This window comes from Kitasatospora sp. NPDC001683 (assembly GCF_053596495.1).
The window spans coordinates 23,875-43,297 of the sequence record NZ_JBSFGK010000067.1; the positions used below are offsets into that span (position 1 = coordinate 23,875).

16 protein-coding genes and 1 pseudogene are annotated in these 19,423 nt (G+C 73.6%); 11 read left to right on the plus strand and 6 right to left on the minus strand.

Annotation, left to right across the window (positions count from 1 at the left end; translation table 11 throughout):
• Positions 1 to 7 precede the first annotated feature (7 nt).
• Positions 8 to 1,576, minus strand: coding sequence for an MFS transporter (locus ACWCYO_RS29245; RefSeq protein ID WP_449785876.1), 1,569 nt, complete (start codon positions 1,574 to 1,576; stop codon positions 8 to 10).
• A 149-nt stretch (positions 1,577 to 1,725) separates the two neighbouring features.
• Between ACWCYO_RS29245 and ACWCYO_RS29250 the strand changes: the two genes are divergently transcribed.
• The 4 genes from ACWCYO_RS29250 to ACWCYO_RS29265 all read left to right on the plus strand — a co-directional run bounded on the left by ACWCYO_RS29250 (position 1,726) and on the right by ACWCYO_RS29265 (position 5,227).
• On the plus strand, positions 1,726 to 1,992 hold the full coding sequence (locus ACWCYO_RS29250) for a hypothetical protein (RefSeq protein ID WP_449785877.1): 267 nt from the start codon (positions 1,726 to 1,728) through the stop codon (positions 1,990 to 1,992).
• Positions 1,971 to 2,990, plus strand: a complete 1,020-nt coding sequence (locus ACWCYO_RS29255; protein WP_449785878.1) for a ketopantoate reductase family protein — start codon at positions 1,971 to 1,973, stop codon at positions 2,988 to 2,990. The genes ACWCYO_RS29250 and ACWCYO_RS29255 overlap by 22 nt, the downstream gene beginning before the upstream one ends.
• Before the next feature lie 342 nt (positions 2,991 to 3,332).
• Positions 3,333 to 4,676 (plus strand): diacylglycerol/lipid kinase family protein, encoded by a 1,344-nt coding sequence (locus tag ACWCYO_RS29260; RefSeq protein ID WP_449785879.1) that lies wholly within the window; start codon positions 3,333 to 3,335, stop codon positions 4,674 to 4,676.
• Positions 4,676 to 5,227, plus strand: a complete 552-nt coding sequence (locus ACWCYO_RS29265) for a phosphatase PAP2 family protein (RefSeq protein ID WP_449785880.1) — start codon at positions 4,676 to 4,678, stop codon at positions 5,225 to 5,227. Before ACWCYO_RS29260 ends, ACWCYO_RS29265 begins: the two co-directional genes overlap by 1 nt.
• 192 nt (positions 5,228 to 5,419) lie before the next feature.
• Here ACWCYO_RS29265 and ACWCYO_RS29270 read toward each other — a convergent pair whose 3' ends face one another.
• Positions 5,420 to 6,271 carry a sigma factor gene (locus ACWCYO_RS29270; protein ID WP_449785881.1) on the minus strand — a complete coding sequence of 284 codons (852 nt, stop codon included), beginning with the start codon at positions 6,269 to 6,271 and terminating at the stop codon, positions 5,420 to 5,422.
• A 187-nt stretch (positions 6,272 to 6,458) separates the two neighbouring features.
• Entirely contained in the window at positions 6,459 to 7,241 is a 783-nt protein-coding gene (locus ACWCYO_RS29275) for a ricin-type beta-trefoil lectin domain protein (RefSeq protein ID WP_449785882.1), read from the minus strand.
• A 158-nt stretch (positions 7,242 to 7,399) separates the two neighbouring features.
• Between ACWCYO_RS29275 and ACWCYO_RS29280 the strand changes: the two genes are divergently transcribed.
• The 5 genes and pseudogenes from ACWCYO_RS29280 to ACWCYO_RS29300 all read left to right on the plus strand — a co-directional run bounded on the left by ACWCYO_RS29280 (position 7,400) and on the right by ACWCYO_RS29300 (position 12,424).
• Positions 7,400 to 8,125 carry a hypothetical protein gene (locus ACWCYO_RS29280; protein WP_449785883.1) on the plus strand — a complete coding sequence of 242 codons (726 nt, stop codon included), beginning with the start codon at positions 7,400 to 7,402 and terminating at the stop codon, positions 8,123 to 8,125.
• A gap of 235 nt (positions 8,126 to 8,360) precedes the next feature.
• The gene (locus tag ACWCYO_RS29285; protein WP_449785884.1) at positions 8,361 to 8,591 is read left to right on the plus strand and encodes a zinc ribbon domain-containing protein; all 231 of its coding nucleotides are present in this window, start codon (positions 8,361 to 8,363) and stop codon (positions 8,589 to 8,591) included.
• A gap of 338 nt (positions 8,592 to 8,929) precedes the next feature.
• Positions 8,930 to 9,314: pseudogene (locus tag ACWCYO_RS29290) on the plus strand (response regulator transcription factor); the annotation flags it as partial.
• Positions 9,315 to 9,899: 585 nt separating this feature from the next.
• A complete protein-coding gene (locus ACWCYO_RS29295) occupies positions 9,900 to 10,121 on the plus strand; it encodes a hypothetical protein (protein WP_449785885.1) in 222 nt (73 codons plus the stop codon).
• 116 nt (positions 10,122 to 10,237) lie between these two features.
• Positions 10,238 to 12,424 (plus strand): tetratricopeptide repeat protein, encoded by a 2,187-nt coding sequence (locus ACWCYO_RS29300; protein ID WP_449785886.1) that lies wholly within the window; start codon positions 10,238 to 10,240, stop codon positions 12,422 to 12,424.
• On the opposite strand, the gene ACWCYO_RS29305 is transcribed toward ACWCYO_RS29300, so the two are convergent.
• Complete coding sequence (locus ACWCYO_RS29305; RefSeq protein WP_449785887.1) at positions 12,408 to 13,703, minus strand: hypothetical protein; 1,296 nt, start codon at positions 13,701 to 13,703, stop codon at positions 12,408 to 12,410. The genes ACWCYO_RS29300 and ACWCYO_RS29305 overlap by 17 nt on opposite strands.
• A gap of 910 nt (positions 13,704 to 14,613) precedes the next feature.
• On the opposite strand from ACWCYO_RS29305, the gene ACWCYO_RS29310 reads away from it, so the two are divergent.
• Positions 14,614 to 15,912: a YhgE/Pip domain-containing protein gene (locus ACWCYO_RS29310; protein ID WP_449785888.1), complete on the plus strand. Its 1,299-nt coding sequence runs from the start codon at positions 14,614 to 14,616 to the stop codon at positions 15,910 to 15,912.
• 8 nt (positions 15,913 to 15,920) lie between these two features.
• Here ACWCYO_RS29310 and fdhD read toward each other — a convergent pair whose 3' ends face one another.
• Complete coding sequence (gene fdhD, locus ACWCYO_RS29315; protein ID WP_270142552.1) at positions 15,921 to 16,778, minus strand: formate dehydrogenase accessory sulfurtransferase FdhD; 858 nt, start codon at positions 16,776 to 16,778, stop codon at positions 15,921 to 15,923.
• Between the two features lie 76 nt (positions 16,779 to 16,854).
• A complete protein-coding gene (locus tag ACWCYO_RS29320) occupies positions 16,855 to 17,322 on the minus strand; it encodes a GreA/GreB family elongation factor (RefSeq protein WP_270142551.1) in 468 nt (155 codons plus the stop codon).
• Positions 17,323 to 17,685: 363 nt separating this feature from the next.
• Between ACWCYO_RS29320 and ACWCYO_RS29325 the strand changes: the two genes are divergently transcribed.
• Entirely contained in the window at positions 17,686 to 19,128 is a 1,443-nt protein-coding gene (locus ACWCYO_RS29325; RefSeq protein ID WP_270142549.1) for a glyceraldehyde-3-phosphate dehydrogenase, read from the plus strand.
• Positions 19,129 to 19,423 lie beyond the last annotated feature (295 nt).

Here is a 19,423-nt window from a genome sequence, read left to right on the forward strand (position 1 = left end):
CGGGGTGTCAGCGCCCGGCGCCGACGGGCTCGCGGCTCTCCGTGGTCTCCCCGGTCGCCGCGGTCTCCGTGGCGGCCGCGGCGGCGGGAGCCTTGCGGTCGCGGAGCATCATCGCGATCAGCGGGGCGCTGAGCGCGGCCACGCCGGCCAGGATCCACAGCACGGTGCGCAGCGCGTCGGTGTAGCCGTCGGCGAGGAAGGCCTCGCGGCCGGCCGCGGTGACGCCGGACTCCGGGTCGGCCAGGTTGCCCTGGGCGACCTTGGCGGCGAGCCCGTCCGGGTTGCCGGTGAAGCCGCTGCCGTAGGAGTCGAGGTCCCCGGAGAGGCGGGAGCTGACCAGGCTGACCAGGACGGAGCCCATGCCGGCGATGGCGATCGCCTCGCTGGCCAGGCGCATCGTGTTGAACATGCCCGCGGCCATGCCGGCGCGCTCCGGCGGGACGGAGCCGATCGCGGCGCCGTCCAGCAGGCCGAAGGAGATGCCGACGCCGGTGCCGATGGTCAGGAACGGGCCGACCAGGCCGGTCACGCCGATGCCCGGGTGGATGGTGGTGAGCCAGGCGGCGCCGCCGGCGACCAGCAGCAGGCTGGCGGCCAGCAGGGTGCGGACCGGGATCCTGCGGGAGAGGTGCCCGGCGATGATCGGGAGGACCAGCACGGGGGCGGTGAGCAGCAGCATCACGGCGCCGGCTGCGGAGCTGGTGAAGCGGTTGGCGCCGATGAAGTACGAGGGCAGGAAGACCAGCAGGCAGACGAAGCCGAAGGCGAGCGCGACCGGTACGAAGCAGATCGCCACGAAGCGGCCCTGGGTGAACAGGGCGAGGTCGAACATCGGGCGCTCCTGGCGCAGTTCGACCAGCACGAAGAGTGCGAGCAGCAGCACGGAGCCGGCCAGCAGGCCGAGCACGACGGGGCTGGTCCAGCCCTGCTGGGGGCCTTCGACCATGGCGAGGGTGACCAGCGCGAGGCTGGTGGTGAAGGTGACGGTGCCGCCCCAGTCGACGCCGCGGGCGCCCGGGTCCCGGGACTCGGCGATGCGCGGCAGGGCGAGCAGCAGCGCCAGGTCGATCGCGGCGTGCAGCAGGAAGACCGAGCGCCAGCCGAAGGAGGAGACCAGCAGGCCGGAGGTGGAGGGGCCGAGGGCGAGGCCGACGCCGAAGGACGAGCCGAGGATGCCGAAGGCCTTGGCCTGGGCGGGGCCGGAGAAGGCGGTGGCGAGCAGGGCGCTGCCGGCGGTGAGCACCGCGGCGGCGGCCGCACCGGCCAGCAGGCGGGCGCCGTCCAGCAGGTGGATGTCGCTGCTGAGGCCGCTGACCAGGGAGCACAGGCCGAAGAGTGTGATGCCGATGCCCAGCATCCGGCGGCGGCCGACCAGGTCGGCGATGGCGCCGCAGGCGAGCATGAAGCTGGCGAAGGTCAGGTTGTAGCCGTTGACCACCCACTGGAGCGGCCCGAGGCCGGCGCCGAGGTCGGTGGCGATCTTCGGCAGCGCCACCGAAGCGCCGGTGAGCGAGGCGGGGAGCAGCCCGCCGGCAACGCACACCGCGGCGAGCGTGGTGCGTGGGTAGCTCTTCATGGGGCGATGACTCCGATGTCGATGAGTTCTGCGTGGAGTGCGAACCCTGGATGATGTCAGGGTCCTGATACATGGCGGGGTGACACTACGGCTCCGGCGCGGCGGGCGTCAAGGGGAACCCTGATGTGAAGCAGGGTCATAAGCTGAGTATGAGTACTGATACTGTCCTGGCCGGGCCGTTCGACGTCCCTTCGCGCCCCGCTCCCAGCGGCCCGCCGCCGTTCGCGGTCGAGGAACGGATCAAGGGCGTGAACGGCCACCGCCGCCGCGGTGGCGAGAAGTCCGGTGACCACCTCGGCGGCTATGTGACCATTGGCCGGGACGCGGGCGAAATCGCGGCGTACGCCGAGGAGTTGGCCGCGTGGTGCGCGGACGGGATCAACTGGGAGGATCAGTGGACAAGCGGTACATCGTGATCGGCGCCGGGGCGGTCGGCGGCGTGGTCGGCGCGCGGCTGCACCGGGCCGGGCACCGCGTCGTCCTGGTGGCGCGCGGCGACCACGGCGCGGCGCTGCGCGAGCGCGGACTGACCGTGCACGGCCCGGCCGGGACGGACACCCTCCCGATCCCGGTCGCGGCCGGGCCGCAGGAGGTCGAACTGCGCGACGGCGACGTACTGCTGCTGGCCGTCAAGACCCAGGACACCGCGGCCGCGCTGGGCGCCTGGGCCGACCAGCCGGTCGGGCCGGACGGCGGCCGGGCCGGCACCCGGCTGCCGCTGGTCTGCCTGCAGAACGGGGTGGAGAACGAGCGGCTGGCGCTGCGCCACTTCCGCCGGGTCTACGGCGCCATGGTGGTTCTGCCGGCCGCCTACCTCACCCCCGGCGAGGTGCGCACCTGGCGCGGGCCGCGCACCGGCCTGCTGGTCCTGGGCCGCTACCCGGGCGGCGCCGACGACACCGTCCGGGACATCGCCGCGGACCTGACCGCGGCCGACTTCCGGGCCGAGGTCGCCGAGGACGTACTGCGCTGGAAGTACGGCAAGCTGGTCGACAACCTGGCCAACGCCGTCGACGCGCTGTGCGGGCAGCGGCCCGGTGCCGAGTCCGGCGAACTGGCCGTCCGGGCCCGGACCGAGGCCGTCGCGGTGCTGGAGCGCTCGGGCATCGCGTACGCGGCCCCCGCCGAACTGGCCGAACTGCGCCGCGGCGCGGTCGACGAGCTGGCGCCCGGCGCCGGGGCGGGGCACGGCTCGACCTGGCAGAGCCTCAAGCGGGGCGGCGGATCCGCCGAGGTCGACTACCTGAACGGGGAGATCGTGCTGCTCGGCCGCCGCTGCGGGGTGCCGACGCCGGTGAACGAGCTGTTCCAGGAGCTGGTGAACCGCTGGGCGCGGGAACGCCGCGAGCCCGGCAGCCTGGCCCCGGCGGAGCTGGCCGAGCTGGTCGAGCTGGCCGGCCGGGCGGCGGGCTAGGGTCTGTCCGAGGTCAGGGGTCGTCGCGTGGCACGGGTGTCCGGCGGCCTCGGCGTGGTCGCCCCGCCGCTATCGCGCGCGATCCGGGGCTGACCATTGCTGACGCCGGTGCTTCGCATGCGTCTGCGACTTCCGGAGAGGGTCGCTCGGACTCATTGATCGGCCCCGGCGGCGCAGTCGCCGCGGAATCGTTCTGGACGTTCGGGCGCGACGGGCCGACCCGTCCGGCCCGCCCGCGCCGGGCGCGGTGCGTAGCCCGGGATACCCGTCCGGCGCGCCCCGGACGGCCCGTCCGGTTACGGTGACCGAAACCGGAGGGGCCGAGCGGACGAGGGCTGGCCGATGGGCGAAGTGGTGGACGGGCGCCGGCCGCGCCGGCTCGCGCGGCTCGCACTGCTGTGCGCGCTGGCGGCCGTGGCGGTCGTCGCCTTCACCGGCCCGCACGGGCTGCTGGTGCTGCTCGCCCAGTTCGTCGGGCTGGCGCTGATGGCCGCCGGCGCCTGGTGGGCGATCACCCGTCGGGCCCTGCTGCGGATCGCCGGCGCGGCGCTGGCCGTCAGCGCGCCCGTCGCCGTCATCGTGCTGGCCTACGCCGCCGAGGTGCTGCTGTTCGCGGCGATCGGCCTGGCCCTGTGGCTGGCCGGACTCGCCTGCGCCCGCGCCGCGCTGCGGGCGGCCCGCCCGCCCCGGCCGATGCCGGTGCGGGAGGTCCCGCCGCCGCGACGGCCCGTACTGATCATGAACCCGAGTTCCGGCGGCGGGAAGGTCGAACGCTTCGACCTGGTCCGGCGCGCCGAGGACCTGGGCGCCCGGGTGGTGCTGCTGGACACCTCCGGGCGGCAGGACGTCGCCGAACTCGCCCGCCGGGCCGTCACCGAGGGCGCCGACCTGCTCGGCGTGGCCGGCGGCGACGGCACCCAGGCCCTGGTCGCGGCCGTCGCCGCCGAACACGACCTGCCGTTCCTGGTCGTCTCCGCCGGCACCCGCAACCACTTCGCGATGGACCTCGGCCTCGACCGCGCCGACCCCGCGAGCTGCCTGGACGCCCTGCGCGACGGCGTCGAACTCGCCGTCGACCTGGGCCGGGTGGGTGACCGGACCTTCGTCAACACCGTCTCCTTCGGCGCGTACGCGCAGATCGTGCAGAGCCCGCAGTACCGCGACGCCAAGACCGCCACCGCCCTGGACACCCTCCCCGACCTGCTGCTGGGCGAGAGCGGCGCCAAGCTGACCGCCCGCGCCGACGACCACCGCATCGACGCCCCGCAGGCCCTGCTCGTCAGCAACAACCCGTACGCCGCGCCCGACCCGGTCGACCTCGGCCGCCGCCCGCGCCTGGACGGCGGCGTGCTGGGCGTCCTCGGCATCCGCGTCGACGGCGCCGCCCAGGCCGCCGAACTCGTGCTGCGCGGCGACCGGGCCGCTGGACTGCGACTGCTGTCGGCGCGCCGGGTCACGGTGGAAGCCGACGTCCCCGAGATCCCGGTCGCCGTCGACGGCGAGGCGCTGACCCTGCCGACCCCCGTCATCTGCACCCTGCTGCACCGAGCCCTGCGGGTCCGCGTCCCGCGCGACCGACCCGGCGCGAACCCGGCCCAACAGGCCCACGCCCACCGGCTGGACTGGCGCGACGTCGCCCGCCTCGCCCTGGGCCGCACGGCCTCCTCCCGAACCGGCGGCCGCTGATGACCGGCCACGTCGTGCGAGACCTCGCGGCGCTCGACGGCGCGGTCTACGCCGCCGTCGCGGCGACCGACACGCCCGCCCTCGACGCGGGCCTGCGGGCGCTGTCCAGGGCCGCCGACCACTCGAAGATCAACCTGTCCATCGCGGCGGCGCTCACCCTCGCCCCCGGCCGCTGGCGCCGCGCCGGACAGGCCGGCGCCGCCTCCGTCGCCGTCGCCTCCTTCACCGCGAACGTCCTCGGCAAACACCTCGTCCGCCGCCCGCGCCCGGACCGCGAAGCCGCCCTGGTAGTGGTGAACCGCCACGTGCCGATGCCGATCTCGGCCTCCTTCCCCTCCGGCCACACCGCCTCGGCCTTCGCCCTGGCCACGGCGGTGGGCACGCTCCTGCCCGTCACCGCCACCCCGCTCACCCTCCTCGCCTGCGCGGTCGGCTACTCCCGGGTCCACACCGGCGTCCACTACCCGGGCGACGTCCTGGCCGGCGCCCTCCTGGGCAGCACCTGCGCCGGCGCCGTCCTCGCCGCCGGCCGCCGCTGGACGGCGCGTTAGGGGCGCGCAGCCCCCGACCTCCGGCCGGGAGGCGCCACTGCAGCGGCTCCCACCGCCGCTCCGACGCGCAGCCGGCCGCCCTGGATCCGGTGCTCGTCGCGGACCAGCGTCGCCGGCCGGCCACGGCGCCCTGCGCCCGTCCGGTCGCCCCTGCCGCTGACGAGCCGACAGGGCCGCCCGTCCGCGAACCTCTCAGGACCAGAGGGCGTGGACGTCGATCGCGGCCAGCCGCTCCGGGTCCAGCAGCAGGTGGACCCGGCTGATCCGGGCCGCCCGGACCGCGAAGCCCAGCACCGCGGTCGGCACGCCGCCCTGGGTGACCAGGGCGCCGGGGGTGCCGTTGACCAGCACCCCGGTGAACGACGGTCCGCCCTGGCAGAGCGTCACGGCGGCGCGCTCCGCCACCTCTTGGGCGCCGCGGACCGGTGGCCGGCCGTCCACGTGCAGTTCAGCTCCCGGTTCCAGCACGGCCGCCAGCGCCGCCGGGTCGCCGTCCAGGGCCGCCGCGCAGAAGGCGTCGACCAGCCTGCGGCGGGCGGCCGGGCTGCCCTCGCCGTCCGCCGCGCGCGCCTCCTGCACCCGGCGGCGGGCCTGCTCGGTGAGCTTGCGGGTGTCCGCCGTGGTCCGCTCGAGGGCGGTCGCGACCTGGTCGACGTGCAGCTGGAACAGGTCCTGCAGCACGTAGGCGATCCGCTCGGCGGGGGCCAGGTCGTCCAGCGCGACCAGCAGGGTGAGACCGACCGGGGCACCACCCGCGGCCCCGCTGGACGGTTCGGCCTCGACGACCACGTCGGGCAGGCGCGGCGGCAGCCCCGGTCGCCCCGTCCGGGCGCTCAGCAGCTCCAGGCAGACCCGCCCGGTCACCACGGTCAGCCAGGCGGCCAGGTCCGCCACCTCCTCCGGATTGATCCGGTCGAGCCTGGCCCAGACCTCCCGCACGGCGTCCTCGGCTTCGGCGCGCGAGCCCAGCAGCGGGTGGGCGAGAGCCCGTATCCGCGGCCGGAGGTGCTCGAACTGGCCTGCCTGCCGCTCGTGGTCGGGCACGGTCACACTCCTCGGTCCCGGGGGCGCGTCGTCGTGGCTGGACCTTACTCGGAGAGGCGTGATGATCACAGCGGGTTGCACCGGCGGAAATCCGGGGCGATCCGACGGGGTCTTGAAAGCAAGCGGCCCTTCGTCGAGCGGAGGGCTCGACGAAGGGCCGGACTGTCGCTCCGGGGTGCTGCAGTCGTTACGTCGTCTGCTGGGCTTCGAAGATCCAGTGGTGGTTGGCCTGGTCGGCGCATTGCCAGACGTCCAGGCCCTGGCCGTTGGTGGTGTTCCAGCCGTGGAGGTCGAGGCAGAGGCAGGACGCCGGGTTGTAGAGCGAGTTGTCGTATCGGCGGACCCAGGTCTGGGCGGCGGGGTTGCCGCAGTCCTGGGCGACGACCGCGGTGCCGTTGACGGCCGTGGCGACCGCGGTGCCCAGGCAGCGCCCGGACAGCGGGATCTTGATCTGGTTGTCCTCGGTCATCATGAAGTGCTGGCTGTCGCCGTTCCAGCAGTCGTAGATCCGGAGCTGGGAGCCGGCTGCGCCGCCCCAGTTGTCCAGGCACTTGCCGGGGTCGACCGCGCTGCGGATGTGGATCGCCGAGTCGGTGGTGGCGAGTGTGTTGGCCTGCTGGTCGGTCAGCGCGTACGGATAGGCCCGGACGTCGCTGATCGCGCCGTTGAGGAGGTCACCGGGGGCGAGCTTGTTGTAGGTGACGCCCCCGACGTTCAGGCTGCCGGGGGCCGGCTTCCAGCCGCTGGGCATCGGCGCGGTGCCGACGGCTGCCCTGTTGACGTAGAGCGTGATGATCGAGCTGTCGGCGTTGAAGGTACCGGTCAGGTGGGTCCACTGGCCGATCACGGCGCTGGTGCGGCTGGTGCGGTCGTAGGCGGAGTACCAGGCCGTGGGGTTGATGCTGTCGTTGCTCGGCGCCACGAAGGCCCAGTTGTTGAAGTTCTTCGAGTACTTGCTCGGTTTGTCCAAGACGACTGCCGAGGCGAGCGTCGAGTACAACTACGAGTGAGGGGAGAAGAGACCAAGACGAGGACCGACGAAACACGCCGGCCGAAGCCGTCGACAGGTAGGAGTGTCGGGACGGCCTTGTCGCGGTCGCAGGGCGTCGATGTTCCGTCGGAGAGAGGATGACGTACGAAGTGAGGGGAATCACCGTGCGGTTCGCAGCCGTTGTCCTGGGCCTGGTGCTCGGCGCCTGCGCGTGCAGTGGGGTGCCCGGGGGCAGGGGGGCATCGGACGCCACAGGAGATGGTTCCTCCTCCGCCAAGGGTTCCTCCGTCTCGTCTATGGTGGCGACGCCGGCTGCGGAGGATGCTGGACGGGCCACTTCGAGCCGGACGTTTCCGGAGGACATCAGGCGCCAGGTCGTCCGGTCGGTCGAGGAAGCCGGAAGGATGCCGGTCGGCGGTGAGTTCTCGCTGGCCGAGTACGACCGCGGCTACGGGCCGGAGCTGATTTGGCGAACGGAGAAGACCGGCGAGATATGCACTGCGGCGGTGGCCGGTCCGAGTATCACGTGTGCGGCGCTCGCATCGATCCCGCCGAAGCACGTGCCCGGGGTCGACGTCTTTATGGGCGGCGCGCAGTTCAGCGACCACGGGCAGGCGTTCTGGGCGGTGACGCTCATTGCGACCGGTGAGTCGGTCGATCACCTGGTCTGCCGAGGCCGGGACTTTCCGGTCCGGACGGCGTACTCGACCAGCGTCGGCGGCGTGACGCGCACCATCTACACCGTCGTCATTCCGCAGGACCTCCGGGGCCATTACCTGGTAGCCGTACAGAGGGGAGGTCACCAGGCCGAGGAGCGTCTGGAGCTCAACATGAACCAGGTCGGCCCGCCCCCTCAGTGTTGAGTGGTCGGACCTGACCGGCGGTGCCCCGCCTTCCCACAGGGAGGCGGGGCACCGCGGTGTTCGCGGCCGGTTCCCGAGACCTCACCCCGATCGTGAGCGCGTTCCGCGCGGATCCGGAGCGTTGTGCGCACACCCCTCGGTGCGGCCTCGGACCGGAAGGGCGGAGGCACTGCCGCCGTGCTGCCCGGCGGTCTCCGGACGATTGGAAGACCTGCGGTCGATGGAGGCTGGGGGCATGGGCGGCACCCACAACACCCGCATGTCGCAGACCGTGCGCGGGCAGATCCTCGAGCGCATGCGGCACCTCGCCGCCGAAGCCGGCATCGCCGTGGTCACCGTGGCGCCGCGCAACACCTCCAGGCACTGCCCCTGCTGCCTGACGCCGCTGCGGCATCGCAAGGCCCCCGACCCGCCCACCGCACCGGGCTGGAAATGGGCCATCTGCCCCAGCAGGGAGTGCGGGTGACAGGGCGATCGCGACCAGGGTGCCTGGCGGCGAATCGCCGCACGCGGCCTCGCCCACCAGACCAAGACCGCCTCCGACCGCGCCGGCGGCACCATGGTGATCCGCACGGTGGTGGACACGATGGAGGCCAAGGCCGTCATCACGGCCGCCCCGAAGACCTGCCGGACGGACCGGTCGAAGACCGGCCCCACCCGGCCGCGAAGCAACCGCCTCACGCCCAGGCGACGTGAGGCTCCCTCCCCGGTACGGCCTTCGGGTCGTGCCGGCCAGCGTCCGGAGGGACCGCACCAACGGGCCGGACCCGGCTGCCCCGCGCAGCCCACCGGCACCAGGGCGTGCGCGCGATCATCGCCGACGGTGCCGGCGGCGTCGGCTACCTGCTCAAGGGCCGGGTCTCCAAGGCCGACCAGTTCGTCGACGCCGTCCACACCGTTGCTGCCGGCCGGCACCGTCATGGACCCCCAGGTCATCACCCGCCTCCTCGCCCGCAACGCCTACGACGAGCCCCTCGCCATGCTCACCCCGCGCGAACGCGAGGTCCTCACGATGATGGCCGAAGGCCGCTCCAACGCCGCCATCGCCCAACGCCTCCACTTCAGCGAGGGCGCGGTCAGCAAGCACACCTCCAACATCTTCGCCAAACCCGGCCTCGGCGCCTCCGACGACGGCAACCGCCGCGTCCTCGCCGTCCTCGCCTACCTGGACGGGACCCGCTCGACGTAGGAAGTCGGCCGGTCCGACTTCCTGTGCGGGCCCGGCTCCGGCCCGGCGCGTGCCCGTTGGGCGGCCGTGCCCGTCCTGCCGGTGGTGGCCCTCGGGGCTGCCCGCCTGCTGGCCCCAGGATGCGGGCGTCGGTCGGCCCACCGTCGTGTGCCTGGGCGGGGCTTGGTCGGCGTGGGAAGTCGGCCGACTTCCTGTGTGGGGCTCGGTGCCTGGTTCCGGGTGGGTGTCTCTGGCCTTCTGACCGTGTTGGTGGGGCACTTGGAGTGGTGCCGTGGTGGGTAGCCGCGGCCGGGCCGTCGTGTGCCCGGTCGGACCGGTTGGCGTGGGGAGTTCCCGGCGCGGGGCGGGCCGGGGGACCGTCGGTACGATCGGTCTACGGGTGGTGCTGAGGAAGAGGCCTGGGACACCGAGGCGGCGGAGCGGGCGGTGGCGGTGTTGAAGGCGGTGGCGGACCCCCGTCGCGGTACCGGTTGCTGTGGGCGCTGAGCCGGCGGGGAGCTGCCGGTCAGCGAGCTGGCCGAGCTGCTGGGGGCGCATGGGGCCGCGACCTCGCAGCACCTCGCGAAGTTTCGGGCGGCCGGCCTGGTGGTGGCCCGTCGGGAGGGCACCCGGATCTTCTACCGGGCCACGGAGGGGCGTGGCCTGCTGACCGAGGCCGCCGTGATCGCGAACGACCTGCCGGGACGCGGCCACGGCCACGGTGACGGTGACGGCGGTGCGGCTCCCGTGGCCGCGATGGCAGGGCAGCCCTTCGCCCGCGCCGTTCGGGGGGTGCGCCACCGTCCCGTGGCCGGCCAGGCGGGCTGAGCGGAGCCAACCGTTCGCACCGGACCCGCACAGCTGATCCGAGACGCTACCGTTGGGCGGGTCAGGAGACGTTGGCGGAGGGCGGAGCCTGCCGCGCGTGGTGCTGGGGGTGGGGCATGGTCGATCCGCTGTCGATCTCGGCGGTCTCGGGTGTGTTGGGGGCGGTCAGTTCGTCGATGGCCGGGGAGGCCGGCAAGTGGGCCTGGGAGGCGTTCGGCGGGCTGGTGCAGCGGGCGACCGGGCGGCAGATCCTGGCACCCGCCGGGGCCACTGAGCGCGAGGCCGTCGCCCGGCTGCTGGTGGAGGGGGCCCGCAACGACCCGGCGCAGGCCCGGGCGTTGGCCGCCTGGATGAGCGGAGTCCCCTCCGGCCTCCCGTTCGGCAACTCGTCCGGCCACCCGGGCGACCCCGGCGGGGCGGACGCGGTGCCGCGCCTGCTGCCCGCCTCCACCCGTTACTTCACCGATCGCAAGGGCCCGCTCGCCGCGCTCGACAAGGAGGGCGGCCGCAAGCCGGACGGCCGTCCCCGGCAGGCCCTGCTGCACGGACCGGACGGCATCGGCACCAGCGCGGTCGCGATCCACTGGGGCAGCCGCGAGGCCGCCCGTTTCCCGGACGGTCAGCTCTACGCGGACCTGCGCGCCGCCGGGCCGCAGGACGCCGCCGATCCGGCGACGGTGCTGCGCCGCTTCCTGCACCGCCTCGGCGTGCCCGCCGAGCACGTGCCCGCCACCGTCGAGGACCGCGCCGACCTGTTCGGCGCGCTGCTGGCCACCCGCCGCCTGCTGGTCGTCCTCGACCACGCCCACTCCGCCGCCCAGCTCCGGCCGTTGCTCACCTCCGCCGCCGGGGTCTTCACGGTGATCACCGCCCGCCGCCCGCTGGCCGGACTGGACGCCGTGAACATCCCGGTCGGCCCGCTCGCCGACAAGGACGCCCGCCGGCTGCTCACCGAGGTCGCGGGGAAGCACGCCGTCACCGCCGCCCGGGCCGCCCTGCCCGGCGTCCTGGAACGCTGCGCCGGCTACCCGTTCGCCCTGCGTACCGCCGCCCCCGGCCTCGCCGAGGCCGCGCTCGCGGGACCCGGAGCCGCGCTCGCGGGACCCGGGGGCGTCGGGCGACCGGCCGATCCGGCCGAGGCCGCCGCCGAGGACCGCTACCGACGACTCCCGCCGGACGCCGCCCTCGCCTACCGCCGCTGCTCGCTGCGCCCCTGGCCCGGGCTGACCGCGCGGGTCGCCGCGGCCGCCACCGGGCTCGCCGAGCCGGACGCGGCCGCCGCGCTCACCGAACTCGCCGACGCCGGCCTGCTGGAGACCGCGGTCGACGGCCGGTACCACTACCGCCCGGTGGTCCGCCGGCACGCCGAGGCCCTGGCCGTCCGCGAGGACGGGCTCGCCGCGTGCGCCGCCGCCGTCTCCCGTACCGTCGAGACGCTGCTGCGCCTCGCCGTCGCCGCCGACTACACCGCGCTGCCGCAGCGTTGGCACCTCGGCCCGCTGTACGCCGTGCTCGGCCCGAACGGCCACCCGGACGAGGCGCAGGCGCTCGCCGCGCTCGGCGCGGAACTGCCCAACCTGGTCGAAGCCGTCCGTACCGCCGAGGAGTTCGCCGCGCCGGAGCTGGTCTGCCAACTGGTCGAGGCGCTCTGGGCCGTCCAGCTCAAGGCCGGCCGGCACGACGAACTGCTGCCCGCCCTGCGGGCCGGTGCCCGGGCCGCCACCGCAGCCGGGACGGCCCCGCGGGTGGCCGGCCGGATGCACGGCCAACTCGCCCTCGCCCTCGTCGAGTTGCAGGAGTACCAGGAGGCCGAGCGGCACCTGTTGCTGGCGGCGGAGGCCGAGGAGAAGGACGGGCACCTGCGCGGCCAGGCCACCGCCGTCGAGTCGCTCGGACTGCTGCGGCTGCGGCAGTGGCGCTACGCCGAGGCCCTGGACTGCTTCGACGGGGCGCTCGGCCTGCTCGGCGGGGTCGGCCCGGAGGGCGACGGCAGCGCCGATCTGCCGCGCGCCCGTGCCCTGTTGAGCCGACACCGGGGCCGGGCGCTGCGCGGTCTCGGGCGCTTCGACCAGGCGCGGGCCGCGCTGGAGGAGGCGGTGGCGTTCTTCCGCGGCACCGGCGAGGGATACAACACCGCCCGGGCGCTCACCGACCTGGCGCAGGCGCTGATCGAGCAGGGGCACGGCGCCCGGGCGCTGCCACTGCTCGACGAGGCGGGCACCCTGCTGGAGCGGCAGGGCGCACGGTTCCACCTCGCGCCGCTGGCGGTGCTGCGCTCGCTGTGCGTCAACGGGACGGAGTGACCGTCACCCGGTGGGCGGCACCACCACTGCGTACCGTCAGCTCGACGGGCGACGCGCGACCGTGCGCCGCCCGCCAGGCCAGCAGGGCGGAGGCGGCCGCGGCGGGGTCGAGGCCGTGGACGGTCAACTCCCAGGCGAGTCCGGTGCGTTCGAAGGCCGTGCAGGTGTCGGGACCGGTGACCAGGGCGGCCAGCGCGCAGGAGCGGTGACGGCCCAGCACCTCGGCGGCCCACTGTCGGGGCGGGCCCAGCCGGGGGTCCTCGGGCCGGTCCGGCGGGGTGTGCTGGAGGATCAGGTCGGCCAGGTTCAGCGCGCCGGGATCGAGGGTGTCCTCGTGCACCGCCAGGTGCCCGTCGCCGGGCCCGTCCGGCTCGTACCGGGCGGCGGCGAACCGGCGTAGCGTCACCGTCCCGTCGTCCACTTCGGTGAGCACCCGCAGCGGCGCCGTGCCCCGGCCCGGCTGGTGGGCGGGCAGCGGGAGCGGGTCCAGCAGCGCGGGCGTGGCCGGTTCCGGGATGCCGATCAGCCCGTGGAACAGCGCCCGCAGGCGCTCGGCCGCCTCGCCGGGGCAGGACGTGGTGAGGACCGCCGGGCCGGACGGGACGCGGCCGTCCGCGAGGACGGCGTCGAGCTGGGGGCGCAGCGGCGCGTACGGGTCCAGCCTGGGCGCCTCGCGGACGAACTCGGCGACCTGCGAGGACTGTTCGACGACGGTGAGGCCGGGCGCGGCGACCAGTACCGGGGTGCCGATCGCGGCGGCATAGTAGCTGACCGAGCCGAAGTCGCCCACGACGGCGTCGGCGGCGATCAGCGCCTGCCGCCAGTCCGTCACCGGATCGACCGGGGTCAGACCGGCCCGGACGGCGCCGTCCAGCCACAGCCGGATCTGCCCGGGGCCGTGGCCGTGCCAGACGTTGGGGTGCAGCACGGCGGCGACCCGGTACTCGTCCACCGGCAGCTCGGGCAGCCGCGACAGCAGCAGCGGCAACACGTCCTCGGGGCCGCCGTCGCCGAACAGCGAGGTGGGGTTCCAGGTCGAGTTCAGCAGGACGAGGCGCTGGCCCGGTCGGACTCCCAGTGCCCGGCGGAACGCCTCGCGGCGGGGGTGTGCTGCCAGGATCCGGTCGAAGCACGGGTCACCGCCGAGCACCGCCGTGCCCGCCGCCTCCGGGCAGGACTCGCGGAGCCGGTCGAGCTGGATGGGGTGGGAGAGCACCATGGCGTCGGCGACGGGGGTGCCGTCCTCGGCGAGCGCCCACTCGGGCGAGAGCCCGAACACGGGGCCGGCGGCGAGGGCACCGAGGGCAACGGGCGCCCGGTGTCCGGTGTCCGGTGTCCGGTGTCCGGTGTCCGGTGTCCGGTGTGGCCAGCCTCTTATTGTAGCCAACGCCGTGCGAGAGCACGACCAACCTGCCCTTGACCGCCTGGAGTTGACCGCCGAAGCTGGCCGAGATCGCCAGGTCCGCCTCGACGTCCAATGCCTGCTCCCAGGGCAGCACGGGAACACCGAGCGCCGCCAGCAGCTCGGACGTTCCGGAGCGGAACGGAGACGTCCCCGGACAGGTGGCCAGGAGCTGCACGCGCAGGTCGTCCCGGAACAGGCCGACCACGTCGAGCAGCCGGGTCGCCGACGTCACGTTGTGCACGATCAGCAGCACCCGCCGGCACCCGCCCCGCGTCGCCCACCGCTCGGCGTCGCCACCGACCGGCACCCTGATCCACCCGTCCCGCAAGCCGCCCTCCCCAGTCCTCGCCCGTCGTCTCCACCTCGGGGAAGCTTAGCGATCATGGCCGAACGCCGTGCCGCGAACGGTCGAGGGGCCCGGAGGGCGGTTCGGTCTACCGCGGCACTGTCCCCGGCTGGGCCTCCTCCAGCCGGTACTCCTGCCGCCCCGCTTCGGTGTTGACGTATCGTCAGATCGACGTGCAGGGAAGGTTGTTACCACGTGCCGGAGGTGTAGGGGCGTACGAGGACAGGCGGGGGCCGGGGCTACTGTGGCCCGGACTACTGCAATCCATGTCTCTCGCCTCCTCCCGGCCGACGCACCAACCTTTACCCTCCCGGATGTGTGCCGGTCGTGTGGCGCCGCCCGGGTGACGCGGGTTTGGCCGGGACGCGGCCACGGAACGACTTCCCGCCGTACCCGCAGCGGCACGGCACCGGCCCGTGCCCGAAACCGAGGGGTGGCATGGCGACCACGGGCTCCCAGGAGGCTCCCCGGCAGGCGAGTGCGCTGGCGCTCGCCCGGCACCCGAAACTGTGGATCTTCCCGAGCATCCTGTGCGCCCTGGTGGCCGTGGTGCTCTCGCTGCTCTACATGGGCGGCATCGTCAACCCGAACGGCCACCTGCACCGGCTGCCGATCGCCCTGGTGAACGCCGACCAGGGAGCTCCGCCGCCCGGCCAGCCGGTGAACTTCGGCACCCAGCTGACCCGTGCGATGGTGGCCGGCACGCCCGACGACACCGTCCACTGGCGGCAGACCGACGACGCGGGCGCGCACGACCTGATCTCCTCCGGCAAGGTGTACGCCGCGCTGTTGGTCCCCAAGGACTTCACCACCGCCATCACCAGGCTGGCCACCGGCGGGGCCACCGAGCGACCCAGCCTGACCATCCTCACCAACCCGGGCCTGGGCAGCCTCGGCGCCTCGATGGCCGCGCAGATCGCCCAGGGCGCCGCCCACCAGGCCTCGCTCGCGGCCGGCAAGCAGCTGCTGGCCGCCGTACCGGCCTCGAACGCCGCCGGCCCGGACGGCGGCGCCACCGCCCGACTGCTGCTCGCCGACCCGTTCGCCGTCACCACCCGGACCGGCCCGATCGGCAGCCACAGCGGGCTCGGCCTGAGCGCCTTCTACTACACCCTGCTGTCCGTCCTGAGCGGCTTCATCGGCGGCAACATCATCCACAACGGCGTCGACGGCGCGCTCGGCTACAGCGACAGCGAGATCGGCCCCTGGCACACCCGCCGCCCGACCGTCCCGATCAACCGCACCCAGACCCTGCTGCTCAAGATGGTGATGACCGCCGGGATCATGCTGCTCACCACCTCGCTGGTGATGGCCTGCGCGGTCGGCGTCCTCGGCATGGACGCCCCGCACCAGGCGGTGCTGTGGGTGTTCGCCTACTGCGCCAGCCTCGCGGTCGGCCTCGGGGTGCAGGCGATCAACGCCGCGTTCGGCGGGATCGGGCAGCTGGTGTCCATGTTCGTCTTCATCGCGCTGGCCCTGCCGTCCTCCGGGGCGACCGTCCCGCTGCAGGCGGTGCCCGGGTTCTACCGCTTCCTCGGCGCCTTCGAGCCGATGCGCCAGCTCAGCGACGGCATCCGGGCGATCCTCTTCTTCGACGCGCGCGCCGACGCCGGGCTGGCCCGCGGCTGGATCATGATCGCCGTCGGCGTGGTGCTCGCCCTGGCCTTCGGCTTCGGGATGACCCGCTACTACGACCGCAAGGGTCTGCACCGCTGGACGCCCCAGCCCTCCGACTAGGTTCTCGACTAGGCGTTCTCCTCCCGAGCGACTTCCTCCCGAGCGGTGTCGATCCGGTCCGTGCGGGTGTAGACGTTCATCGAGTCGCCGCGCAGGAAGCCGACCAGGGTCAGGCCGCTCTCCTCGGCCAGGTCCGCCGCCAGGGAGGAGGGCGCGGAGACGGCGGCGAGCATCGGGATGCCGGCCATCACGGCCTTCTGGACCAGCTCGAAGGAGGCCCGGCCGCTGACCATCAGCACCGTGCCGCGCGCCGGGAGCAGGCCCTCGCGCAGCGCGTGGCCGACCACCTTGTCCACCGCGTTGTGCCGGCCCACGTCCTCGCGCAGGCAGAGCAGCCGGCCCTCGGCGTCGAACAGTCCGGCCGCGTGCAGGCCGCCGGTGCTGTCGAAGACCTTCTGGGCGGCGCGCAGCCGGTCGGGCAGCGCGGACAGCAGCTCGGGGGTGACCCGCAGCCCGTCCTCGGCGACGCTCCACGGCGCGGTGGTGCGCACCGCGTCCAGGCTGGCCTTGCCGCACAGGCCGCAGGAGGAGGTGGTGTAGAAGTTGCGCTCCAGCGAGGCGTCCGGGGCGGGCACACCGGCGGCGAGCACCACGTCCACCACGTTGTAGGTGTTGCCGCCGTCGGCGGTGGCCCCGGCGCAGTAGCGGATCCCGGCCAGGTGGTCGGCGGCGTGCAGCACGCCCTCGCTCACCAGGAACCCGGCCGCCAGGTCGAAGTCGCTGCCGGGGGTGCGCATGGTCACGGTCAGCGGGCGGCCGCCGACCCGGATCTCCATCGGCTCCTCGGCGGCCAGGGCGTCGGGGCGGTGCGAGGGGGTGCCCTGGCGCAGTCGCAGTATCCTGCGCGGAACGGTCACTCGGCCCATCGTCGTCGGCTCCTCGGGGGGTCGGTCCGGATTCGGTACGGATGAATCCTCCCTCGTGGCGGCGACGCACCGTGACCTACCCGCCGCTGCCCACCGCCAGCACGACCGCGCTCGCCGCACCACCCGGCGTCTCGTAGGTCACCGTCTCCCCGGCGTGGCGGCCCAGCAGCGCCTTCCCCAGCGGGCTGTCGTAGGTCACCAGGGTCATCTCCCGTTCCTCCGCCACCTCGGAGATCTCGACGGTCTCCTCCTCGCCGTCCGAGAACCGCACGGTGACGGTCGAGCCCACCCCGATCACCTCCGTCGACGGCGCCCCGGCCACCTCGGCCTCCCGCAGCCGCCCCTCCAGCTCGGCGATCCGTCGGTCCAGCCTCGTCACGTCGGAGGCCCGCTGCAGCTCGTCGGCGGCATCCGCCGGATCACCCACCGGATCGTCCCCGCGCAGCGTCGCGGCCACCTCCCCCCGCTCCGCCCGCAACTGCGCCAACTCCTCGCGAAGCGCCCGCAGGCCCTCGGCACTGATCGGTTCCGGCCCACCGCTCATGGCAAGCTCCCGGGTCTCTCACGCAGGTTGAAACACCGGCCGTCTCTCATTACCCCACCCCACCCGGCCCCCGGCAAATCCTCGGCGCGGGGCGGTGGGAGCGGCTGGCGGGGCACTGTACTGGTCCCGGCGATCACTCGAAGTTGCGTTCGCCGTCGTCGTTCCGGGCTGACGGCGAAGGTCCGGATCCCCTTGCCGCCGGAGGGTTTCCGGGGTGGCGGTGATCACCCTCGGGGGCGGTGGGGTGGGGAGATGCGCAGGTGGAAGGGGTGGGGGAAGTGGGGGAAGGTGGGACCTGGCCGTTGGGGTGCGGGCGGGCGAAGCTACCATGTGGGCAACACCCTCAGCTCGAAAGATGGACTTGTGACTGTCAACGACGACGTGTTCACGGACTGGAAGAACCGCGAGGAGATCGCGGAGTCGATGATCCCGATCATCGGGCGGCTGCACCGGGAGAAGGACGTGACCGTCCTGCTCCACAGCCGTTCCCTGGTGAACAAGTCGGTGGTCAGCATCCTCAAGACGCACCGCTTCGCCCGGCAGATCGCGGGCGAGGAGCTCTCGGTCACCGAGACCATGCCGTTCCTGCAGGCGCTGACCACCCTGGACCTCGGCCCCTCGCAGATCGACCTCGGGATGCTCGCCTCGACCTACCGGGCGGACGACCACGGCCTGTCGGTGGAGGAGTTCACCGCCCGGGCCGTCGCCGGTGCCACCGGTGCGAACAAGCTGGAGCGCCGGTCCGCGCAGGACGTCGTGCTGTACGGGTTCGGCCGGATCGGCCGCCTGGTCGCCCGGCTGCTGATCGAGAAGGCCTCCGGCAACGGCCTGCGGCTGAAGGCCATCGTCGTGCGCAACGGCGGCGGCGACGACCTGGTCAAGCGCGCCTCGCTGCTGCGCCGGGACTCGATCCACGGCCAGTTCCAGGGCACGATCACCGTCGACGAGGCGAACAACAAGATCGTCGTCAACGGCAACGAGATCACGGTGATCTACTCCAACGACCCGAGCGAGGTCGACTACACGGAGTACGGGATCAAGGACGCGATCCTGATCGACAACACCGGCAAGTGGCGTGACCGCGAGGGCCTGTCCAAGCACCTGCGCCCCGGCATCGCCAAGGTCGTGCTGACCGCCCCGGGCAAGGGCGACGTGCCGAACATCGTGCACGGCGTCAACCACGACATGATCAAGCCGGACGAGCAGATCATCTCCTGCGCCTCCTGCACCACCAACGCCATCGTCCCGCCGCTGAAGGCGATGGAGGACGAGTACGGCGTCGTGCGCGGCCACGTGGAGACCGTCCACTCGTTCACCAACGACCAGAACCTGCTGGACAACTACCACAAGGCCGACCGCCGCGGCCGCTCGGCGCCGCTGAACATGGTGATCACCGAGACCGGTGCCGCCTCGGCCGTCGCCAAGGCCCTGCCGGACCTCAAGGCGAAGATCACCGGCAGCTCGATCCGCGTGCCGGTGCCGGACGTGTCCATCGCGATCCTCAACCTGCAGCTGAAGCGGGAGACCAACCGCGAGGAGGTCCTCGACTACCTGCGGAACGTCTCGCTGACCTCGCCGCTGAAGCGCCAGATCGACTTCATCGACTCGCCCGACGCGGTCTCCAGCGACTTCATCGGCTCGCGGCACGCCTCGATCGTGGACGCCGGCGCGACCAAGGTCGACGGCGACAACGCGATCCTGTACCTGTGGTACGACAACGAGTTCGGTTACTCGTGCCAGGTCGTGCGGGTCGTGCAGTACATCTCGGGTGTCGAGTACCCGACGTTCCCGGTTCCGGCGGTCTGATCGGTCGGTCGGGATTTTCGGTGGGGCGGTGGCCGTTTTCGGTCGCCGCCCCGTCGGTGTTTTCGGGGGTGGGGTGGGGGTTGGTGTTCGGGGGTGGCTCTCGGGAGGGTGGGTGGCCGGGGCGGTTCCGGGGGTGGCCGCTCCGGGGGCTGGATGATTTTCCGACTGCCGACTCTGTGGGTGGGGTTTTGGGCGCCGTCGGCAGTCTGAAAATCACCCGCAACGCCCCTCTCCGGGCCACCCCCTCCACCGCCCCTCCCGCAGCGCGTCCCTCTCGCCTGGGCGGGTGGTGGTT